The organism is Acidobacteriota bacterium, from assembly GCA_016715115.1.
GTDB lineage: Bacteria > Acidobacteriota > Blastocatellia > Pyrinomonadales > Pyrinomonadaceae > JAFDVJ01.
On record JADKBM010000013.1, the window covers coordinates 99,159 to 118,950 of the forward strand.

Below are 19,792 nucleotides of genomic sequence, written 5' to 3' on the forward strand. Positions count from 1 at the left end.
CAAGGTAGCCACATCAACAGGGGTTCCGAACCTGGTAGTTTATGAGGCGAAGGACGATGAATTGGGCGGAAGCGCCATTTGGCGTCGCGGCGTCGGACCCGAGCGAGCTGGATTCAACCCCGAATTGGCCGAGCCACCGGTTGACGGATTTCCAGGGAACTCATTGGATACGAGGAATTGCAGGTAAGCAATGTTAAAAAAACATGAGTCATTTAAGAACCGTATTCGTCGCCTTCATTTCAATGCAACTCTTGGGCTGTTCGCTATCAGCGTATCGTGAACCCAACAGAAACATTATCGAATCAAAGACCGAGACGGCCCGGATTTCAAAAGAAACTGCGGTTTATGTCGCACGCGGTTACCTTATTTACGATTATGACTTTCGCGGTTGTGATGTCGAGGTCATCGATGAAAGCGCTTGGAAAGTGGCGTTTAGTCTCAAAGTTGAATCCCCAGGTTTGATTGGAGGATGTCCGACTGTTTGGATTGACAAGAATGATGGGTCCATTATTAACGTAATGCACAACAAGTAACCGTGAATTTCCAAATGAAACTCGAAATCCGCGCTAACGATAATAATTGGCTCTCGGATCCAAAAGTAGAAAAAGATGACGGCTCGTTTCGAATTCGGGGACGAAATCTATGGCCCGGAAAAAGGTGTCTTGGACATATCGGATATTTCAGGAAGGCGATTCTCTCCGGCGTTTTGAGACAGCAGGTATCGTAAATTTCGCTTTCGCCGGTTGGTATTCATCCTTTCCAATATCGTGCGTTCGGCCAGATCAAGCAGATGGATTACCTGCTTCCGACCGAGACTCCGGAGATCAAACTCGGCTATGACAACCGGTTACGGGTGAACCACAACGAAGTCACAAAACCGAACGGATTCGTGATGAAGGCCGACTTCACGCACGGCAACGACTCGCGGGTGACGGCGAAGAACGACCTGCTCGATGACAAATGGGATCGGACGATGAAGTATGATTTCGCCGGGCGTCTGACGCACAACCAGTTCGGGATGGGCCAGAGCAACAACAACGGGAGTGTGCGCGTTTACGAACAGGCGCTTGAGTACGACGGATTTTCGAACCTTTCCGGGCGCAGCGGAGTGAACTGGGGCGCAGCAATCTCGTTTTCCGAAAGTTACTCTAACGGGCGCATACAGAGCAGTTTGGTCGGGTACGACGCGGCGGGAAACGTTGTTTCGCAGCCGATCGACTCTATGCCGGAGGGGACCGGGACAAGCACTAACGATTCGGCCGGACGTCGCGTGAGGTATTTCGACCAACGGTTCGGGCGATTCAACGGATACCTCAATATGGTCCAGGAGAATGTTACGGAGTATGTCTTCGACGGCGACGGGCGGCCCGTGGTGGCGAAACATAATCAGCGGACTTATCAGCGCAGCGCTCCGCCGTCGGGCGGTTTGACGGCGATGCCGAAAACTCATCAGGTATGGTCAACGGTGCTGGGGACGAATCTGAGAACGATCGGCGAGATCGGCGAAGGTACGAAGATTCTTGCCGGCGGCGCCGTTATCGGTTATGTTTCAACCGCCACGGGTTCGCGCTGGACGACTGCCGATCCGGTGACAGGAACGACGCTCCGTTGGGCGGGATCGAACGGAACCTGGTCGGCGGCGGCCGAAGAGACCGAACCGCTCGGACAGGTAGTCGCCAACGCCGATCCGGACACCGAAAACAGTCCCGGATACGAAACCGCCGCCCGAAACTCCGGCTTTCCCGAATGGCAGTGTTCGATTCCGGACAGCTTTTGGGCGGAAAAGCCCGAAGACCGATTTCAGTCGATGCCGTTTGAATGCCAGCAAAGAGTGTTGCAGGATCTCTCGGCCGGCCTTGACGAGATCTACGGATTCTCAAACCCGAACAACGAACCGGATCCCGGCAACATTGAACACGAACATTCACATGCGAGTTCCTCTGGCCCGTCGCTGACCTCGACTCTCGCCGCATCCGCACTTCAAAGTTCGTGGAAACCAAAAAAGAAGCCGAAGAAGAAGAAGTTCGTCTGGACGGTCGACATTTCGTACGTCCCGGGTTATGTAGATGCTGACGAACCCTCAGTTGATGATTTGGAAAAGGCGCTTCGCGCGCTCGTTGGGCCAGGAAGTGGCCCCGATGGTGGGGCAGCTTTCGTCGACGATCTGCTTTCGCCGTTCCTTGAAAGCTGGAACAAGCAGGCGGAATGCGATTCTCGTTTGTCGGGTATCTTTGGGAATGGAGTATCGGTAGCCGCAACCGTCCTTAACCCTTCACAATTGGGGCCAACTGGATTCCTCCGCGATCCAACATGGAGGGTAAGAGATGAGTCGCCGTCAAACGGCACGATTCATCTTTACGCATCTTCAAACGGAATTGGCATTAATGAAACTAATGTTTTCGCACCGCCCGGTTATACAGTTGAAAAGGCCCGATCCGGCATCGGTGGTTCACAGAATGAGTTTCAAAACGAGCTCGCAATCACTTACGCCCCGGGATCGTTAGCGCGATATGGATTTCGGGGCGCGCTCCGCATTAATTTCACCCACATCGGCCCGACCAACGCCAATGGTGATCCATTGATACCTCGACCGGGGGCGTCGAATCGAATGGGCTCGGTCCCAATCGGAATTGCTGGTGGTTACGGGGGACGCGTAGATGTCGGAGGCGGTTTCGAAGGGTTCGGCACTCACACTCATATGATTTTTTCGAGCAATGGCAAACGGATTGATCCGAGAAGTGTCTTTTGCGGTGACATCAGCACAACATGGTGGTATGCGAATAATAACCGCAGCGGGCGTCTGGAACTAAATCTCCGCTAGTTTGGAACGAATTGGGCGATGATTCATTTGAAATTACACAGGAGGAGTATGATTATCAAATTAACATTTGGCGTTGTAATTGTGTTCACGTGTTTTGATACGTCGTCTGCACAAGACGCAATTGACCTGCTCAGTCCGAGAGATCTGGTCCTGAAATCGGAGTGTCCGAATAATTCAAATGCTCTACAAGCGCTCGATTCAAGGACGGATGCCAAGGACTTGATTATTATCGTATCTCACCTGGCCAAGTCCGAGCGAGCGAGGTTGGCAATGCGCCGGATGTTTAATGCCCAAACCTTTTTGGTGTCGTTCTCCATCAAATCACGTTTGAAAGAGCGGATTATCACGGCAAGTGGAGAACGCGACCCCCAAAAGGGGTTTCTCGACTTCTTTGTACGCGGTCAACTTGAGTTGCGGGTCTACTTCCCGAAAAACAAGGATTTGTTTGTCCAGCCATGTTTTGAAGGTTTTGAAACAAAACCGTGTTCCGGAGAGTTTGGACGGCTCTTTTACCCATGCAAGCGGAGTGAATGAACACAATTCCCACATTGTGTTTTTGAACTTCGTTTACCGAAAACACTTCAGATCGTAACGAGCACACCTATGTCGACACGACCTACGACGCATCGGGCAGAAGGACGCGGATGTTCGACAAACGCAAAGGACGGTTCGGAAATGTACTCAACATGATACAGGAACATTTGAGCGAGTATGTCTTCGACGGCGACGGCCGGCCGGTTATCGAGAAGGAAGGCTTTCAGACCTATCACGTAAACGACTCGCCGCCCAATTCACCGCTGACGGCCGCGCCGAAGATGTATCAGGTATGGTCGACGGTTCTCGGCAGCAATCTGACGACGGTCAAGCCGGACGAAACGAAGTGGGAGACGAAGATCTTCGCCGGCGGGGCGCTGATCGCCAAGGAAGGCGCGACCGGCCCGCATTGGATGACTTCCGATCCGGTCACCGGAACGACGGCGACGTGGCGCAAGATCGACAATGACTGGCTGACCTCGGTCGAAGAAACGGAACCGCTCGGTCAGAAGATCTACGGCGCCGATCCCAATCCGGTTCCCGATCCGACCTATGACAACGCGATCCGAAACGCGGATTACCCGCAATGGCAGTGCGCGATACGGGAGAAGTCCCTTGGAGGCTTCATGGCGATGCCGCTGCATTGCCAGTTGGCGGAGTGGAAACGATCAGGCTCGAAGACCCCGTATGAGATCGAGGCGGAGGAGAATCCGCAGGACGTCACGGATCACAAATCAGGCTCCGGATCCGGGTCGGACGGCGAGTCGCACGCGGGCTCCGCGCCCGACGCGGGAGAAGATGCGACCGCGACCCAAAAAGCGTTCAATCGCCTGATGAACTACACCCTGGCCTCGACCCGCAAGCCGACCAAACACACGGGCGAACAAAAAGGCGACGATGACGATGAACCGATCCGCGTCGAAACCCACACCTCCCGAATTACCGGGAACGCCGCAAAGGGCGAAACCGGCGGAAAACCCCTTGAAACGGGGTGGGTTGAGGCTGCTATGTCGAATTGGCAGGAAGATGTGATCAGTCAAGGCTTTGATGATGTAGAAAGGATACTCTCGACCGACAATTCATGTAGCCGGTTTCTGGGTCTGGCTGGTGAGTACGAGTTAGACGGTGGCTACGGGGAGGTCGTCACGAAAGAATTGCCACGAATGAATATTCTGCCGATTTTGAATGCTCTTCGTGGGCAAATGACCGTTGGTTTTATTCCTGGAGATTCTGGAAATAGGCAAATAGGAATCATTCAGAAAAACACCAATTCGTTTGGACGCTCGAATTCGGCATCCATACTAAGCAACACACCGGAGTACCAGCAATTTGACATCGCGGTCGCCAATATTAACGGGCCATTATTCAGAAGCGGTCCCCGAATTGGCGGATATGCCGCCAATTCGCGGCAGGGGATCGCACTTGCGATACTGCATGAAATCGCACACCTCATTCGAACGGGCCGATTCGAAACTGTTCGAAATAATGTAAATGCTCTAAATCGACCATATTTGATTCCAGCGGACGGTGGGGATTCCGATGCGAGTACGGCAAACTCCGCCTTGGTCGAATCACAATGCCGTGATGAACTTGCAGAAATATCAAGGAGGAGGAATAGATGACTATCGGAAATCGTCGGCGGAATAGTCTGCTTCGTTCGTTTAATACTGGCCTTATGATCGCATTTACGGTTCAACTGTTGGCGACAATTCTTACATCCGCGCAACCGCGACTGTCTAAACCGACGCCATATTGCTCGCTCTTTGATTCCGGCATAAAGTCGCGAAATGTGGTAACCGAAGCGCTGTTGAACGACCCAGGGTCAGGTTCCGCGGCTTTTTTGTATTCGGCGGCGTGCAACGGGCCCGATAACTTCAGCTCGGTTCAATTCGCTGAAAATCTGTCGCGACCCACAGGACGCGGTCAAATCTTCAGGATCAGGTTCAAGGCGAGATTTGACGTTGAACCGATCGCGGTATTCGGCGAACTCGCAGCGTTTCGCTCACGTGCCAAGGTCATGCGCATTTACTCGATTGAGCCTGTCGATCCACTGCCAGCTCCGCCCGATTTGAAAGCGCCTCGGCCGATTATCGAACTTGGCGCCATGGTAAAGGAAATGAGCGCCCGGCTCGTTTTCGAAATCCGGACGCAGAAATCCGTCAAGATAGGAGACATCAATGTCCCGATAAGGAGTCTTTCAATCGCGGAAGGAAGGCGAAAAGAACTGCCACCGGGAGACCGCCGCGTGACCTGGTGTTCGTTCTCGAGGGCCGCATCCCGATGGATGGTCAAAGGGAAACTGAACATCGCCGACCCATCCAAATCGCTTGATTATGATTTTGTTATTGTTTGGTCGGTTTCAGGCGATAATTGGGCGGTGGATTCAATTCGATTCAAATCAGTTGGCCGGAATGGTTGTTGAGAGAATCTTATCTTCTCGGCGACGACGGACGAATTCTTGAGATCGGCAAGTAATGATTTCAAGGATTTCCGTCCGGAAAAAGACCAAAATGATGGTATCCAGATGGTATCCAATTGAAGAAAAAGGGGTTTCGTGATGAAAGTTGGCTTAATTAGCTGTGTCATGATTGTTTGCTTTCACGGACAGTTCGGGGTTGCGTGTTTCGCACAGGACCCGGGTTAGGTTGAATATCGTGAAACCGAAGTTGGAACAAAGGGAGGCGACCGAGCGGCTGCGGGCGGTCTACAGGGCCGGCGACCGGGAGACGGCCGAAGGGCTGGCGCGGAAGCTTCTCGCCGACTGGCGGCAGACCGGATATCTTCAGGCCGCCGAATGCTTTGAGAAGGCGCTCGGGGAGCTCCTCGCGTTCCACGCCTTCCCGCCGGAACACGCGACGCACCTGCGGACGACGAACCCGATCGAAACGCCGTTCGCGGCGGTCAAGGCGAGAACGAATGCAACTCGCCGCGTCCGGACGCAGAGACCGGCATTGCATCTGCTCTTCAAACTGCTGGAGCGGGCGGAAAAGGGATGGCAACGGCTGAGCCATCCCGAAAAACTGAAGGACGTCAGGATCCCCGGCAAACCGCCGCAAACGGCCTGACCTTATCGACCGGCTTTAATACCCGGACAAAACAGGGATGCGAACTCATTTCCACAACTTTTGACTCGGACTCTCGATGAAGTATGACTTCGCGGGACGCCTAACCTTTGCGCAATTCGGAATGGGCGTCGGGACGAACAAACAGAACAAGCGCGTCTATGAAGAGTCGATGGGGTATGACGGGTTCTCGGTCATGAACTCGCGAGATGTGACGCATTGGGAGCGCGACGCGCAGTATTACGAATCGTACGTCAACGGACGTCTCCAGAATTTCGCGGGAACATACGACGCCGCGGGAAACGTCGTTCAGACGGGCGAGCTGCAGAGCGATCCGCACAGTTTCGTGAACACGACGTTTGACGCTTCGGGACGGCGAACCAAGATATTCGATCAGCGAAAAGGCAGGTGGGGCGGCTATCTGAACATGATCCAGCAGCACCTCAGCGAGTACGTGTTCGACGGCGAGGGCCGTCCGGTGATTGAAAAGGAGGGACTTCAGGTCTATCACGTCAACGACACGCCGCCGCCGCCGCTGACGGCAACCGCCAGGATGTATCAGGTCTGGTCGACGGTGCTCGGCAGCAGCCTGACGTCGGTCAAGCCGGACGAAACGAAGTGGGAGACGAAGATCTTCGCCGGCGGGGCGCTGATCGCCAAGGAAGGCGCGACCGGCCCGCATTGGATGACATCCGATCCGGTTACGGGATCAACCGTCACCTGGCGCAAGATCGACAGCGTCTGGTCGACCTCGGTCGAGGAAACGGAGCCGCTCGGTCAGAAGATCTACAACGCCGATCCCGATCCGCTTCCCGATCCGAGTTATGACAACTCGGTCGGTAATGCTGATTACCCACAGTGGCAATGCCAGATGCCGTCGAAGTTTTACGGCAACTTCTACGCGATGCCGTGGCATTGCCAGTTCGCCGAGATCAAACGGAGATCGTTCGAAGGCGGCCATTACGTGATTGAGGAACCCGAGACGAATCCGAAGAAGGTCTCAGGCCATCCGACCGGATCGGCCGGCCCGGCAACTTCAGGATCAACCGGTCACGAGGCAGGCCATCAGATGGCATTCAGCCGACTGATGAATTTCACGCTCGGCGCAACCCGGAAATCGACCAAAGAGACTGGCGAACACACCGGCGACGATGAAGATCCGATACGAGTCGAAACGCACACCAACCGCGTCGGCGCAAAAGGCGAACCCGGCGGCGCACCACTTGAGACCGGGTGGGCCGCGCCTGCCGCCACGGCCGCTTTCATTGATGACGAGGGATTTCGACGACTTGCTCTCGATGCTCTCAACGCTGTTGCGAAATCCTCATAGGTAACAGTGACTGTGCGAACTTTTTCGGTGAAAGTGGTGTCCTTGCGTTTGAGTATTTACGATCTCAACTTCTCAATGCCAAAATTACGTCGGTTGCGTCGGGCGACAAAACTGGCATACAAATGACATCCAGCAAGAAAAGTCCAGCAACGTATTATGATTCAGACGGCTCCCCGCTTGAGTCGTGGGGAACCAAAGCGGCGTTTCGGGTCTTTGGAAAGGTAGCGATAGACAATAACGGTCCATTCTTCAATACTAAGTCAACGGCAAGAATTGGCGGATACGATGCCGGTTCGTTCGAGTCACGAGTTGCACAGATCCTCCATGAGCTCGCGCACCTGATTTACAAACCGTATCCAGGTATGGAATTGATCGAGGACGATGATGGAAATTCGTCGAAAAGTAGCGGAAACACGTCGAAGATTCTCGATCCGGGCAAAGGCAACGGAAACTGCAAAACGGAGATTAACAAGATCGCGCAGCGTATTCGGGATCAAAGACAATAAACGGAGGACAGTGATTGATATGAAAATACGAATCGGCTGGATTCTCATTGTTGTTGGCATATTTTTAATGGTTGCGACCGTCAATACCTGTGCCGCGGAAGTGGCAACGGTTTGTGGTCGGGTGGTCGGTGAAGACGGAAAACCCGTTGTGGGCGCCGGTGTAGTGATTGCGTATGAAGGCGGCCATTACCTTGCATCTGCAAAATCCGGTGATAACGGCCGGTTTGAGATTACGTTTCCCGGGCCAATAAGGCGGCGACTGTATTTGTATTCCGGCGTCGATGCGGTTCGGGATCATGAGGACGAGTTTCTGGTAGACGCTCCGTTTGGGGGGGCGCTTTGGGGTGAGAAGAAATTTGCGGGAATACCATTTGATATGGGTGAGCGACTCACCTACGATGCAGGGGATATTTCGTTGCAGTATTGGTTCAACGACGTGCACGTAAGATTGACTCGGAACCGCCGCAAACTCGTCGTCGCTGAATGGGAGCGGCTTTGGGTGGTTCTGAAAGATCAACGCGGACGCAAGATTCACGAACAGAGCTTTGCGCCATCGATCACACCACAGGCGGACATTAATTCATCGGAGATGCGAATCATGCTTCCCGAAGGGGATTGGAGCTTCGACTTTAAGCGCTATGTTTATGGTAAGTTAAGGCCATCGACCATGATTCTGGGTCAAACCCGGACGTTCTCTATTCGGCGTCACGCCGAGACTGTGGAGCTCTGCGTCGAACTTTCAGATTTTTAGGCGCATTTGGATCATTTTCTGATGCCGCCGGGAACATCATCCGGCAGGGTGATGTCCAGTCAGACCCGCACACCTATGTCGACACGAACTACGACGCATCGGGACGAAGGACACGGATGTTCGACAAACGCAAGGGACGGTTCGGCAACGTACTCAACATGATCCAGGAACACCATTTCGATTTTGGATTGGGGATTTTGGATTTTGGATTTGCGGTTGACGCAACGAATCGAAGCCAGAAGTGCCGGGAAGCAACCGATTCGTTGGACTGGGAAACCAAATAATTGATATGCGCCCATTGCAGGTGAAATCCGCAATCCCAAATCCGAATTCCGAGATCGCCTCGGCGACGGTCAAGCCGGACGAAACGAAGTGGGAAACGAAGATCTTCGCCGGCGGGGCGCTGATCGCCAAAGAAGGCGCGACCGGTCCTCATTGGCTGACTTCCGATCCAGTGACGGGATCGACGGCGACATGGCGCAAGATCGATAATGACTGGCTGACATCGGTCGAGGAAACGGAGCCGCTCGGTCAGAAGATCTACAACGCCGATCCCGATCCGCTTCCCGATCCGAGTTATGACAACTCGGTCGGCAACGCTGATTACCCACAGTGGCAATGCCAGATGCCGTCGAAGTTTTACGGCAACTTCTACGCGATGCCGTGGCATTGCCAGTATGCGGAGATCAAACGGAGATCGTTCGAAGGCGGCCATTACGTGATTGAGGAACCCGAGACGAATCCGAAGAAGGTCTCAGGCCATCCGACCGGATCGGCCGGCCCGGCAACTTCAGGATCAACCGGTCACGAGGCAGGCCATCAGATGGCATTCAGCCGACTGATGAATTTCACGCTCGGCGCAACCCGGAAATCGACCAAAGAGACTGGCGAACACACCGGCGACGATGATGACCCGATCCGCGTCAAAACCCACACCTCTCGAATCATCGGCAACCGAGGCGAACGCGGCAGCGGAATCGGTAAACCACTCGAAACCGGGTGGGCCGAGCCGAGTGGCTCCGGATTTGATTGGAAAACAAAAATGACACCTGAGGAAATTGAGGAAATACGCCGTGTTGTACTGCAACGGATTGAGGAAATCCCAATGTGTGGAGTCTTCATTGAAAGACTTGGCCTTCAGTTGACTGGAAAAGAAATGTCGGCCGCAGACTTCCTGAATGAGGCGATTAACAGAACAAAGAATACGTTGGGATTCAGTTGGGGTAAATACGGTGAACGCTATGGTGGAGTGGCGTACTTTTCGAAGACTTCGGGTAACGCGGAGATAGTACTTGAAAACAAAGATAGATCGATGAATCCACTCAATGTATTTGGTCTTATTCATGAAATTCTTCATATCGCGTTCCTTGCGGCTGACCAAGAGATCTCAGAAGTGCTCAAGGTGCTCCAAATTGACGTTACTCTTGATCGTGGCGAAACAATGAAATACCCGGAAGATTTAGATAACAGGAACCTCGCCTACAGCCAGTACTTCGGCCAAGCAGTAAAAAACCGATGCGGTGATTCCAGTATTGGGGCGGAGCCAAGACCGCCCGCGTATCCAATTACATTGTTAGAAGGAGACAGATAACATCATGCTGAAAGAAACATTAGTTGTGAGCCTGATTGTCCTTATTTCTATGCCGGCGATAGCGCAATCTTGCAATTCGTGGAAGGGAATAACACCACTTAGATCGACTAAAGACGACGTCGAGAGGATTCTCGGAAAGGCCAATTCGTCCGGAAAGTATGCTGTTGGATACCAAACGAAGGAGGGACGAGTTACGGTTTTCTATTCGAGTGGCTTGTGCGATGAAAACCCAGAGATGGGCTGGAATGTTAGGGAGTTCACGGTAATTAGTCTGACGTACTCGCCAAGTGCAGAAAACTCAACAGAATTCTCAGAGCTGAAACTTGATCAAATCAAGTTTGAACGATCGCCGGATCCGGGAATGATGTACGCGGACTATTACACGAGCAAGTCCGACGGCATCGTCGTGCACGTAAATACCATCGAAGACACCGTGAACTTTTTTCATTTTTTTCCTGAGTCGAAGTTCGACGATTTGAAATGCAAGAAGTAGTCATTTAGCGATTGGGTAGTAGGGAAATTTGACATTCGATTGCGCATCTTTTGCAAGCCAGGGCAACAGCTTCGTAGAAGAACTGCTCAAGTTGGGATTTCTGGTCGGTGTAGCCGACATTTGAGTTTCTCGCTTGATCGTATGAGACGATGCATTGCGAATTTGGTCCTGAATCTACTGCGAATTGAGTGAATTGCGTTTGTTGTATCTATCTGGATCAAAAAAAGCAAACCTTGAGACCAGATTTCGAAGCGTCGAGATAATTGAATGTTCCTATTCCGAGTCCCCCTGGGACAGGTCGCCAACTGAAACCGCTGGAAGGCTCCAAGAATCTCTCTTAACAATAAAGAATCCGATCTCTCTACCATTTATTCCCGGACCAGTCGCACCGGGAATATGGACGAAATCAAATTCAAGTTTCTCTCCGATTCGGTACTGAAGGCGTTCGAACAGGACGGGCGGAAGTACTACCGGCTGACCGCGTCTTCGAATGCCGAGGATCTTGTCGGCGACGTCATGTCGCTGAAGGCCCTTGAGCAGATGAAATCATCGGCGGCCACCCGATTTTGGATTTGGGATTTTGGATTGGTCGAACCCGGAATGATCGTTTCTTAAATCGAGAAATCTGAAATCGAAAATCGGCAATCCCAAAGGCGTGGGCCGTCCTTGTCCGCGACAAATCCCCGAATCCCAAACGAAGCAAAAGCATCAACGGATTTGGGATTTTCGATTTTGGATTTTGGATTGGCCGAAACTGCGAGTTTCGATCCGGACCATCGCTGGACCGGCAATCTCCGTCAATCCAAAATCCAAAATCCGCAATCCCAAATGTGTGGGCTTGCCGAAAAACGCGCATCCCGCGCGGTCCCTGAATCCAACACAGAAGAGGAAGAAGTTATGTCAAAAGAAAATGCCGGCGCCGAGCCGCGTCAGTTGTCGGTCGCGTTCCCGCTGACCGTCGCCGCGATGGAAAAAGGACGCGAAATACGCGTGGTAAATGGATTCTTGGTGAATGACGTTTCCGAGCCGCAGAGCGGCGGCAGAGTCAAGCCGTGGGTTTCAACCCACAGTAAGCTTCGAACAGGGCCGCGCGTCGCGTCAGCGACGATTGACTCAGCCGTCGCTGACGCGACGAAATCCCGACAACGCGATGTCCGTGGGTTGAAACCCACGTATCTAAACTCACGTCATCGCTACGCGATTCGGATCTTGTCGGCGACTCACGTCATCGCTACGCGATTCGGATTCGGCGGACGGATCCAGCCGGGGCGCTTTTGAAAAGTCCAAATTCCTGAAAGTCGGGAACGGGACCACAAAGTGTGTGCGGCAAGGCGAACGAAACGAGCACCGCCCTTTGTTGAACAACGCGAAATCATGATGCTGGCGAACGAAACGTGCGCGGCCGTTTTTTGAACAACGCAACATGATGCTGCAATGGACCAACAACCAACGACTTACCTTCGACCCCTTCAGGGTCGGCGTCCCGTCTGACTAAAATCCTGGGGTTACGCTTTGCTCACCCCAGGCTATTATCTGATTCGCTTTCAGCGAATTAATACAGTTTTTGACAGTCCCAAGGGGTCATAAGAGTCTCGCGCGTCGCGTCAGCGACGACCCAAATCAGCCGTCGCTGACTCGACGAGTCACAAACTCACGAGATTCTGTGGGTTGAAACCCACGTCCAAATTAGAGCATCCCTGCGCGATTCGGATCTGGCCGGCAAATGGGGGCATCGCCAGGCAATTCGGATTCGATGGACGGATCGTTTGTCTTGAACAATCGATCGACAGGCATCGACCGAATCATCTCCGTTGGCGAGAAAATCCCTTTTCCTTCGACCCAAATCCCAGAAATGTGCCGCCGCTCTGCGGCTCGGCGGGCGATCTCCCGCTTTCCGCTTGCTCACGCCCGCGGTTAAATTCTGCCGCCGCGCGGCTGGTCGGACCGGGGAGATCGAAGGGTCCGGACTCCATATCGCGTCGACCCGCCGCGCGAGAGCGTCGAACGGCTCGCGAAGGAACTCGCCATCGCGATGCGGCCCGAAGTCCGCCGAATACCGCGCTGGGGTAAAGCGGTTCGATCCATTGATCAACGCGCCGGTCGATTATGATAATCTGTCAATCGGCGTTGGATATGAAGAAGAACGTGCTGCAATTGACCGGGAGTTTTCATCAGGGCGGATCCGAACGACAGGCCGTCCAACTCTCGCGGCTTTTGCATAAAGACGACCGGGTGAACCTGTTTGTCGCGACCCTCAATCGCGAAGGCGTTTTGCGATCGGAGATCGACGCGCTCGGACTCGACGAAATCCCCGAATTCCGGCTCAACTCATTCTACGGCCCGACTTTCATCAAACAACTCGGGCGCTCGGTCAAATTCCTGAGAACGAACCGCATCGACGTCATCCACACACACGATTTCTACACAAACGTGTTCGGAATGGCTTCCGCGCGTCTGGCCGGAGTGAAGCTGAGAATCGCCTCGAAGCGTGAGACGGGCGGAATGCGCTCGGACGCTCAGGACCGGGTCGAGCGGTTCGCATTCGGACGGGCGCACCGCATCGTCGTCAACTCGCTCGCGGTGCGTGATTATCTCATCGAACGCGGGATCGAGGCCGAAAAGCCCGCGCTGATCTACAACGGACTCGATTTGGACAGGCTGATTCCCGAATCCGCCGACCCGCGGGAAATACGCGAATCGCTGGGAATTCCGGTCGACGGCAAGCTGATCACGCTCGTCGCGAATCTTCGTCACGAAGTCAAGAATCAGCCGATGTTCCTGCGGGCGGCGGCGCGCGTCATCCGCGATTTCCCTGACGCCCGGTTTGTGCTTGCCGGCGAGGGCGAGCTGCAGGCCGAACTTGAATCGCTCGCGAATCGGCTCGGGTTCGCCGAAAACGTCCATTTTATCGGGCGCTGCACGCGGGTCCCGGATTTGCTGGCCGCGAGTTTCGCCGGTGTCCTGACGAGCTTCAACGAAGGCTTTTCGAACTCGATCCTCGAGTATATGGCAGCCGGTCTGCCGGTTGTCGCGACCAACGTCGGCGGCGCGGCGGAAGCGATCGTCGAAGGGGAAACCGGATTCCTGATCGATTCGGACGACGACGAGGCGCTGGCGGCAAAACTCGGCGAACTGCTTGCGGACGAGGCCAAGGCGCGGGCGTTCGGTGCGCAAGGCCGAATGATCGTCCGCGAGAGATTCTCGATCGGGAAGCAACTCTCGGAAACTCTGGAACTTTACGGAATTTGAACGTTTTACCTTACTGTTGTTAAAAGTCTTTGTTGACAACAAAACACTACTTTGAAATGATAAATAGGGCCTTCCCCCGCGTCTTTTATTTCATCTCATTCTCTGCAAACGCCAAATAATATGAAACAAGTTATCCGTAAAGGACTCAAAGAGATAATCGTCGATGACGTCGCCGACCCGATGGTTACATCAAATCACGTACTCGTCCGCCCGTTCTATTCATTGATCAGCTCAGGCACCGAAACCGCCGATATCCACACCGAAAGCATCGTCAAGGAGGTTGCCGATAATCCGTCGCATTTGCGGACCGTTTGGAACGTTATGATGAAGACCGATCCGGTCAGCACGTTCAATGAGGTCCGCGCAAAGTTCAAGGATTATGCCGTACTCGGATACTCAGGGGCGGGAATCGTCATCGAAAAAGACGAGAGAGTTACCGATCTGACGATCGGTCAACGCGTCGCGTACGGCGGCGAGGGAACAGGCCACGGCGAAACGATCAACGTCGGCCGGAACCTGATCGCCCGCGTGCCCGATGGCGTCTCTTTTCAGGAAGCGTGTTTTACGACGCTCGGTGCGATCGCGATGAATTCGGTCCGGCTTTCTGAAATAAATGTCGGTGATACGGTCGCGGTGATCGGGCTCGGAATGATCGGACAACTTGTCGCTCAGCTTGTTCGATGTCAGGGCGGAGTGGTGATCGCCATCGATCTTGATCAAAAGCGCGTCGATCTGGCGACTGCGACCGGAGCAGACTATGGACTGATCGCAAACGACACGAACGTCGAACAGGTTCGTGCTCTGACGGGCGGGCGCGGCGTCGATTGCGTGATCGTTGCGGCTGCCTCGAAATCTCCGAAACCGTTGCAGCAAGGCGTCTCAATGGCGTGTGACCGGGGCCGCGTGGTGATGGTCGGGGCGTGCCCGATCGAGATCCCGCGCGCCGAAATGTACGTCAAGGAGTTGAATTTCAGAGTTTCCCGCGCATATGGTCCGGGAAGTTACGATCCGAGTTATGAGAAACTCGGCATCGATTATCCGATCGGTTACGTGCGTTGGACCGAGAACCGAAATATGGAGGAGTTCCTGCGCCTGATCGCGGTCGGCCGGGTCGATGTGAAACCGTTGATCTCGCACGAGTTCGCGCTTGAAGAGGCGCCCCGCGCGTACGAGACGATTATGGGCGGGAACGGCAAGGGCAGTTTGGCGGTCGTGCTCAGCTATCCGGTAAACGAAACCGCGGATCCGGTCGAATCCTTTGAACCGACGCGCAGGATCGTCGTGAATCCGGAACCGATTCGAAAAGAACAGATCAGATTCGGACTCGTCGGGGCCGGAAATCTGGCGAAATGGGCGCATTTGCCGGCCATCAAAAAGATCTCCGAAGCATCCTTGCATGCCGTTTACTCGAACCGCGGCGCGCAGGGGAAAGCCTATGCGATGCGCTTCGGCGCGCGTTATTCGACTTCGGATTACGGCGAGATGCTGAACGACGCAGACGTTGACGCGATTCTCATTTCGAGCCGGCATAAGGAACACGCGAGCCAGGCGGTCGCCGCGTTGGAGGCGGGGAAAAACGTCTTCATCGAAAAGCCTATGGCAATTACGATCGAAGAATGCAAGGCGATCTGCCACGCGGTCAACGCGAGCGGCAAGCGACTGATGGTGGGATTCAACCGCCGATTCGCACCGGATTACGCGGAGATGAAACGGCAAATAGCCGGACGGACCGGCCCGCTGGTGATGTCGGTCAGAATGAATTCTCCCGGCATTGAGAAGGGCTGGGCGGCGGCGGCCGATCAGGGCGGCGTCGTCTTGGGCGAAGGCTGCCACTTCGTCGATCTGATGTATTGGCTCACGGAAAGCGAGCCCGTATCGGTCGCGGCTCACGGGTTTGACGGGCACAATGTCGCGGCGACCTTTCGCTTTGAGGACGGCTCGATCGGAAATTTTGTCTATACGGTCGTCGGAAGCGAGAGTTCGGGTGGTGAGATGGTCGAGGTCTTTGCGCCGGGCGTCAGTGTCCTGTGTGAAGATTTCAAGCGTCTTGTGGTCAAGAAAAAGAGCCGGAACAGCCGATCGAGGTTTTTTGCGGCAAAAGGTTACCAGGAGCAGCTTGAGTCGTTCGTCCGAAGCTTGAAGAACGGCGCCGAGACGGAGATCAGCGAGATCGACGGGGCGAGGGCGACGATCTGTTGTTTGGCGATGCTCGAGGCGGCGCGAACCGGAAAAACGCAGACGATCGACCTCGCCGAGGTCTTGGGATAGCGAATGCACGTACTTCAGCTCGGACCGTATCCGCCGCCGGAGGGCGGAATCAGCCGCAATATGCTCGCGATCCGCGAAGCGTTACGGGAGCGCGGCGGGAGATGTTCGATAATCGCGACGTCGCGCAGTTCCCGGATGGAGCCGGAGCCGGATGTGTATCGCCCGTCCGGCGCCTACGAGTTGGTCAGGCTCCTGTCCAAACTTGATTACGACATTGTTCACCTACACGTTGGCGGCGATCTTACGAACCGCGTCACGGGATTGATGCTGGCGTGCGCTTTTCGGGGGCGAGGCAAATCGGTACTGACATTCCATTCGGGAGGATACGCGCAGGAAAACGCCGCGCTCGCTCGGCCGTTCTCAAAGGCCGGCTTTGCGTTTCGGTCGTTCGACCGGATCATCGGAGTGAACCCTTTGATGATCCGAATGTTTGAGAAGTTTGGTGTCGGACCCGAAAAACTCAGCCTGATCCTTCCGTTTTCACTGAAGAGTCCGGACCGCTCGGTCGAGATTCCGGCGAACATCGCTCAATTCATTGCCGCTTCCGATCCGTTTCTGTTGACCGTCTGTTTGCTCGAGGATGCGTACGACCTTGATATGCAGATCGATGCAATGTCGGATGTTCTCCGTGATCTGCCGGCGGCGGGGCTGATGATCGTCGGTTCGGGGAGCCTCGAAAGCGACCTCCGGACGGCGATCGCGTCCAAACCGTATTCGGCCCGAATAATGCTGACGGGCGATCTGGAGCACAGGATAACTCTCAATCTGATAGACCGGGCGGACATTCTGCTTCGAACAACGAAGTTCGACGGCGATGCGATCGCGATCCGCGAGGCGCTCCATCTTGGAACTCCGGTGATCGCGACCGACAACGGTATGCGTCCGGAAGGCGTAAACCTTATCCCGATTCACGATCCGGTCGCTCTGGTTCGTGAGATTTTCTCCGTCGCGCGCGAAGATCGGAAACAAGAACCGCGCAATCCGGACTGTTCCGACAATATCAACGATGTGATACGGATCTACGAAGACCTCTTGGGATGATGACAATCTCCCCGGCTATCCGCCACGCGGAAGGACTGTTTACCTTGGAGCCTGTCGTAAAAATCGATTCAGTGTGCGGAGCACACGCACGGACGATAGCACCACGTGAAGCGGAGCGGAACCCAGCTGTCATACGCGATTAACTCAAGCGATCGTGTGAAACACTCGGATCTATTGCATCCGCCAGAGTTACGCGTGCTCCGCACGCTTGAAGAAGCAGATTCAGTTTCGGACAGGCTCCGAGTCGAACGAGACTTCGGTTATATCAATTAAAGACGCCCGCCAAGTTTCCGCGGATACTCAAGTGAACCGACCGGAAGAAACACAAAGGCAGATGTATCGCCTAAACTGGGTTCAACGGACTTTTTGGGGAGTGAAAGAAGGCGCGCTCGTGCGGACTTTGGTATCGGGTTCGGCGGCGTTTCTTGAATCCACGAAACGCACGAAGATGCACGAAGTTGACAAGGTGCTAACGCCTGGGGGCCGGCAGTTGGCTGACATCGCAGCCCAGGTCAGAACGGTTCGTGCCCTTGCCTTTAAATTTGCTCGACGGATTCAACGCGTAGTTTTTCTGTGCGAGGTTCACGAATCCGACGTTTCGAATATCCGAAACCCAGAAGTTGCCGGACGGAAACGAAGTGTCGCCCGCGTCGATGCCTCGATTATTGACGATCGCATTGTTGCGAAAAATCCGTTGCGCTTCCGCGGACTTGATGTTCGGAAATCCGTGAATACCGTAGTTTCCGTGTCCGACGATGTTGTCGCGAAAGGCGAAATTCTGAGGCAGATCGCCGTGAAAGGTCGTGATGTTGCCGCGATTGAACGAGGTGTTGTTGGCGATCAGGATGTCGACGCCGTTCGAAACCTGAACGAAATAACCGCCGCCTTCATAGGTTTGCTCGCCGATATTGAGAAACAGATTATTGACGATGCTCAGGCGTTTAAGCGTTTGGCTGGGATACATATCGTCCTTGCCAAGAATGTTTATGCCTTCGCCGGCGCCGTTGACGACGTTGTTTTTTATCACAACATCTTCGATCGTGCTGAACGCAGCCGTGCCGCCGTCGTTCCGGACGGTGATTCGGAAGGCGGCGCCGAGCCAGTTGTTCTCCAGGTAATTGTCCGTAAACTGCAGCCGCTTCGCGTTCTTGATCTCGAACAGGCATTTCATCGAGTTCTTTCCGCGCCACGCTTCGGGTTTGTTGAAGTGATTTCCGCGAACCTCTATGTCCTGCGGAATGAGTTCGGCGCTCGCGGGATCGGATCCGCCGAACATCACGTTTTCGGCGCCGCCCTCGATGTAATTGTTGATGATCTTGACGTTTTTGGTTCCGGTCCAGCCGCAGATCGCCTGCGTTTCCTCCTGCGGATAGGCGAATCCCTCGAAATAGCTGTTCTTGATGACGGTGTTCGCGCTGTTGAGCCCGATGCCGCGGCGCGTGACGTTGTTCGGCGTCGATCGGACAAGACAGCGGTCGAATTCGAGATCGTGCGGGACGTCGGAAACAAGATTCGAGCTCGCGCCGAGATAGATTAGATTGTAAACGTAATCTTTCGCGGTCGGGACGAACTCGATGCCTGCGAACCGGAAGTGATGCGCACCGTTGTCGCTCGCGACCGCCGATTTTCCGCCGCCGCGCGTCGTGATCTTAGCCATCAGACGCGCCTGCTGCGGCGAGACGCGCGCATCTGCGGGCAGTTGGTCGATGGCTGAACTCTGGATGGTGATGAAATCGCTGATGTTCTTCTTGGGCAGAACGATCTCGTTGTACGTCGCGCCGGCCTCGAGAACGATGATGTCGCCGCCCGTCGCGCGGTTGATCGCCGACTGCAGATTGCCGCCGGCCGGGACTTTGATTATCCGCCGGCCGCCTTCGACGACCGTTTCGACGTTTTCCGGCTCAAAGCCGCCAAAATAGTTGCCCGCGATGAGAAATCCCGCAACCGCAAACATAACGACGACCGGCACGGCGAAGGCCAAATAGAATTTTCTCCAGCCCGGCTTTACGACTTCCCTGCGCCGGACGCGAATCTGATCTGTTGTCATTACTTCAATCATTGTACAAGTTTCTTGTTCATAAACGTCTAAAAGCGCTTGATTACCAACGATTTATCCGGTTCGATCCGCAAATTTTTCTCGCCAAAA

Annotated in this window: 16 protein-coding genes; 15 read left to right on the forward strand and 1 reads right to left on the reverse strand. The window is 54.4% G+C overall.

Translation table 11 applies throughout. The annotated features are described in order from the left end of the window. The first annotated feature begins 203 nt into the window (after positions 1 to 203). From IPN69_15180 to IPN69_15250, 15 genes are all read left to right on the forward strand, one after another. Positions 204 to 533, forward strand: coding sequence for a hypothetical protein (locus IPN69_15180; GenBank protein MBK8812054.1), 330 nt, complete (start codon positions 204 to 206; stop codon positions 531 to 533). Between the two features lie 257 nt (positions 534 to 790). After that, a complete protein-coding gene (locus IPN69_15185; protein MBK8812055.1) occupies positions 791 to 2,821 on the forward strand; it encodes a hypothetical protein in 2,031 nt (676 codons plus the stop codon). Between the two features lie 48 nt (positions 2,822 to 2,869). Further along, positions 2,870 to 3,355 carry a hypothetical protein gene (locus tag IPN69_15190; GenBank protein MBK8812056.1) on the forward strand — a complete coding sequence of 162 codons (486 nt, stop codon included), beginning with the start codon at positions 2,870 to 2,872 and terminating at the stop codon, positions 3,353 to 3,355. Between the two features lie 152 nt (positions 3,356 to 3,507). Beyond that, the gene (locus tag IPN69_15195) at positions 3,508 to 4,977 is read left to right on the forward strand and encodes a hypothetical protein (GenBank protein MBK8812057.1); all 1,470 of its coding nucleotides are present in this window, start codon (positions 3,508 to 3,510) and stop codon (positions 4,975 to 4,977) included. Beyond that, entirely contained in the window at positions 4,974 to 5,777 is an 804-nt protein-coding gene (locus tag IPN69_15200) for a hypothetical protein (protein MBK8812058.1), read from the forward strand. Before IPN69_15195 ends, IPN69_15200 begins: the two co-directional genes overlap by 4 nt. A gap of 232 nt (positions 5,778 to 6,009) precedes the next feature. Continuing rightward, on the forward strand, positions 6,010 to 6,420 hold the full coding sequence (locus tag IPN69_15205; protein ID MBK8812059.1) for a transposase: 411 nt from the start codon (positions 6,010 to 6,012) through the stop codon (positions 6,418 to 6,420). Between the two features lie 76 nt (positions 6,421 to 6,496). Next, on the forward strand, positions 6,497 to 7,747 hold the full coding sequence (locus IPN69_15210) for a hypothetical protein (protein MBK8812060.1): 1,251 nt from the start codon (positions 6,497 to 6,499) through the stop codon (positions 7,745 to 7,747). Positions 7,748 to 8,272: 525 nt separating this feature from the next. Next, the gene (locus tag IPN69_15215) at positions 8,273 to 9,004 is read left to right on the forward strand and encodes a carboxypeptidase regulatory-like domain-containing protein (protein ID MBK8812061.1); all 732 of its coding nucleotides are present in this window, start codon (positions 8,273 to 8,275) and stop codon (positions 9,002 to 9,004) included. A gap of 289 nt (positions 9,005 to 9,293) precedes the next feature. Next, positions 9,294 to 10,595: a hypothetical protein gene (locus tag IPN69_15220; GenBank protein ID MBK8812062.1), complete on the forward strand. Its 1,302-nt coding sequence runs from the start codon at positions 9,294 to 9,296 to the stop codon at positions 10,593 to 10,595. A 4-nt stretch (positions 10,596 to 10,599) separates the two neighbouring features. Beyond that, positions 10,600 to 11,088 (forward strand): hypothetical protein, encoded by a 489-nt coding sequence (locus tag IPN69_15225; protein MBK8812063.1) that lies wholly within the window; start codon positions 10,600 to 10,602, stop codon positions 11,086 to 11,088. Positions 11,089 to 11,484: 396 nt separating this feature from the next. After that, positions 11,485 to 11,703 (forward strand): hypothetical protein, encoded by a 219-nt coding sequence (locus IPN69_15230; GenBank protein ID MBK8812064.1) that lies wholly within the window; start codon positions 11,485 to 11,487, stop codon positions 11,701 to 11,703. 282 nt (positions 11,704 to 11,985) lie between these two features. Further along, positions 11,986 to 12,366, forward strand: a complete 381-nt coding sequence (locus IPN69_15235) for a hypothetical protein (GenBank protein ID MBK8812065.1) — start codon at positions 11,986 to 11,988, stop codon at positions 12,364 to 12,366. An 828-nt stretch (positions 12,367 to 13,194) separates the two neighbouring features. Continuing rightward, positions 13,195 to 14,337, forward strand: coding sequence for a glycosyltransferase (locus tag IPN69_15240; GenBank protein MBK8812066.1), 1,143 nt, complete (start codon positions 13,195 to 13,197; stop codon positions 14,335 to 14,337). A gap of 120 nt (positions 14,338 to 14,457) precedes the next feature. Beyond that, positions 14,458 to 16,605, forward strand: a complete 2,148-nt coding sequence (locus IPN69_15245; GenBank protein ID MBK8812067.1) for a bi-domain-containing oxidoreductase — start codon at positions 14,458 to 14,460, stop codon at positions 16,603 to 16,605. Positions 16,606 to 16,608: 3 nt separating this feature from the next. Beyond that, positions 16,609 to 17,646 (forward strand): glycosyltransferase family 4 protein, encoded by a 1,038-nt coding sequence (locus IPN69_15250; protein MBK8812068.1) that lies wholly within the window; start codon positions 16,609 to 16,611, stop codon positions 17,644 to 17,646. A 469-nt stretch (positions 17,647 to 18,115) separates the two neighbouring features. Here the strand turns inward: IPN69_15250 and IPN69_15255 are convergent, their stop codons facing one another. Then, positions 18,116 to 19,693 (reverse strand): hypothetical protein, encoded by a 1,578-nt coding sequence (locus IPN69_15255; protein ID MBK8812069.1) that lies wholly within the window; start codon positions 19,691 to 19,693, stop codon positions 18,116 to 18,118. Between the last annotated feature and the right edge of the window lie 99 nt (positions 19,694 to 19,792).

What these genes read in the sequence shown, in the direction of transcription:
- IPN69_15180 (MBK8812054.1), top strand. Translation starts at nt 204, where the DNA reads ATGAGTCATTTAAGAACCGTATTCGTCGCCTTCATTTCAATGCAACTC.
- IPN69_15185 (MBK8812055.1), top strand. Translation starts at nt 791, where the DNA reads ATGGATTACCTGCTTCCGACCGAGACTCCGGAGATCAAACTCGGCTAT.
- IPN69_15190 (MBK8812056.1), top strand. Translation starts at nt 2,870, where the DNA reads ATGATTATCAAATTAACATTTGGCGTTGTAATTGTGTTCACGTGTTTT.
- IPN69_15195 (MBK8812057.1), top strand. Translation starts at nt 3,508, where the DNA reads ATGATACAGGAACATTTGAGCGAGTATGTCTTCGACGGCGACGGCCGG.
- IPN69_15200 (MBK8812058.1), top strand. Translation starts at nt 4,974, where the DNA reads ATGACTATCGGAAATCGTCGGCGGAATAGTCTGCTTCGTTCGTTTAAT.
- IPN69_15210 (MBK8812060.1), top strand. Translation starts at nt 6,497, where the DNA reads ATGAAGTATGACTTCGCGGGACGCCTAACCTTTGCGCAATTCGGAATG.
- IPN69_15215 (MBK8812061.1), top strand. Translation starts at nt 8,273, where the DNA reads ATGAAAATACGAATCGGCTGGATTCTCATTGTTGTTGGCATATTTTTA.
- IPN69_15220 (MBK8812062.1), top strand. Translation starts at nt 9,294, where the DNA reads ATGCGCCCATTGCAGGTGAAATCCGCAATCCCAAATCCGAATTCCGAG.
- IPN69_15225 (MBK8812063.1), top strand. Translation starts at nt 10,600, where the DNA reads ATGCTGAAAGAAACATTAGTTGTGAGCCTGATTGTCCTTATTTCTATG.
- IPN69_15230 (MBK8812064.1), top strand. Translation starts at nt 11,485, where the DNA reads ATGGACGAAATCAAATTCAAGTTTCTCTCCGATTCGGTACTGAAGGCG.
- IPN69_15235 (MBK8812065.1), top strand. Translation starts at nt 11,986, where the DNA reads ATGTCAAAAGAAAATGCCGGCGCCGAGCCGCGTCAGTTGTCGGTCGCG.
- IPN69_15240 (MBK8812066.1), top strand. Translation starts at nt 13,195, where the DNA reads ATGATAATCTGTCAATCGGCGTTGGATATGAAGAAGAACGTGCTGCAA.
- IPN69_15245 (MBK8812067.1), top strand. Translation starts at nt 14,458, where the DNA reads ATGAAACAAGTTATCCGTAAAGGACTCAAAGAGATAATCGTCGATGAC.
- IPN69_15250 (MBK8812068.1), top strand. Translation starts at nt 16,609, where the DNA reads ATGCACGTACTTCAGCTCGGACCGTATCCGCCGCCGGAGGGCGGAATC.
- IPN69_15255 (MBK8812069.1), bottom strand. Translation starts at nt 19,693, where the DNA reads ATGACAACAGATCAGATTCGCGTCCGGCGCAGGGAAGTCGTAAAGCCG.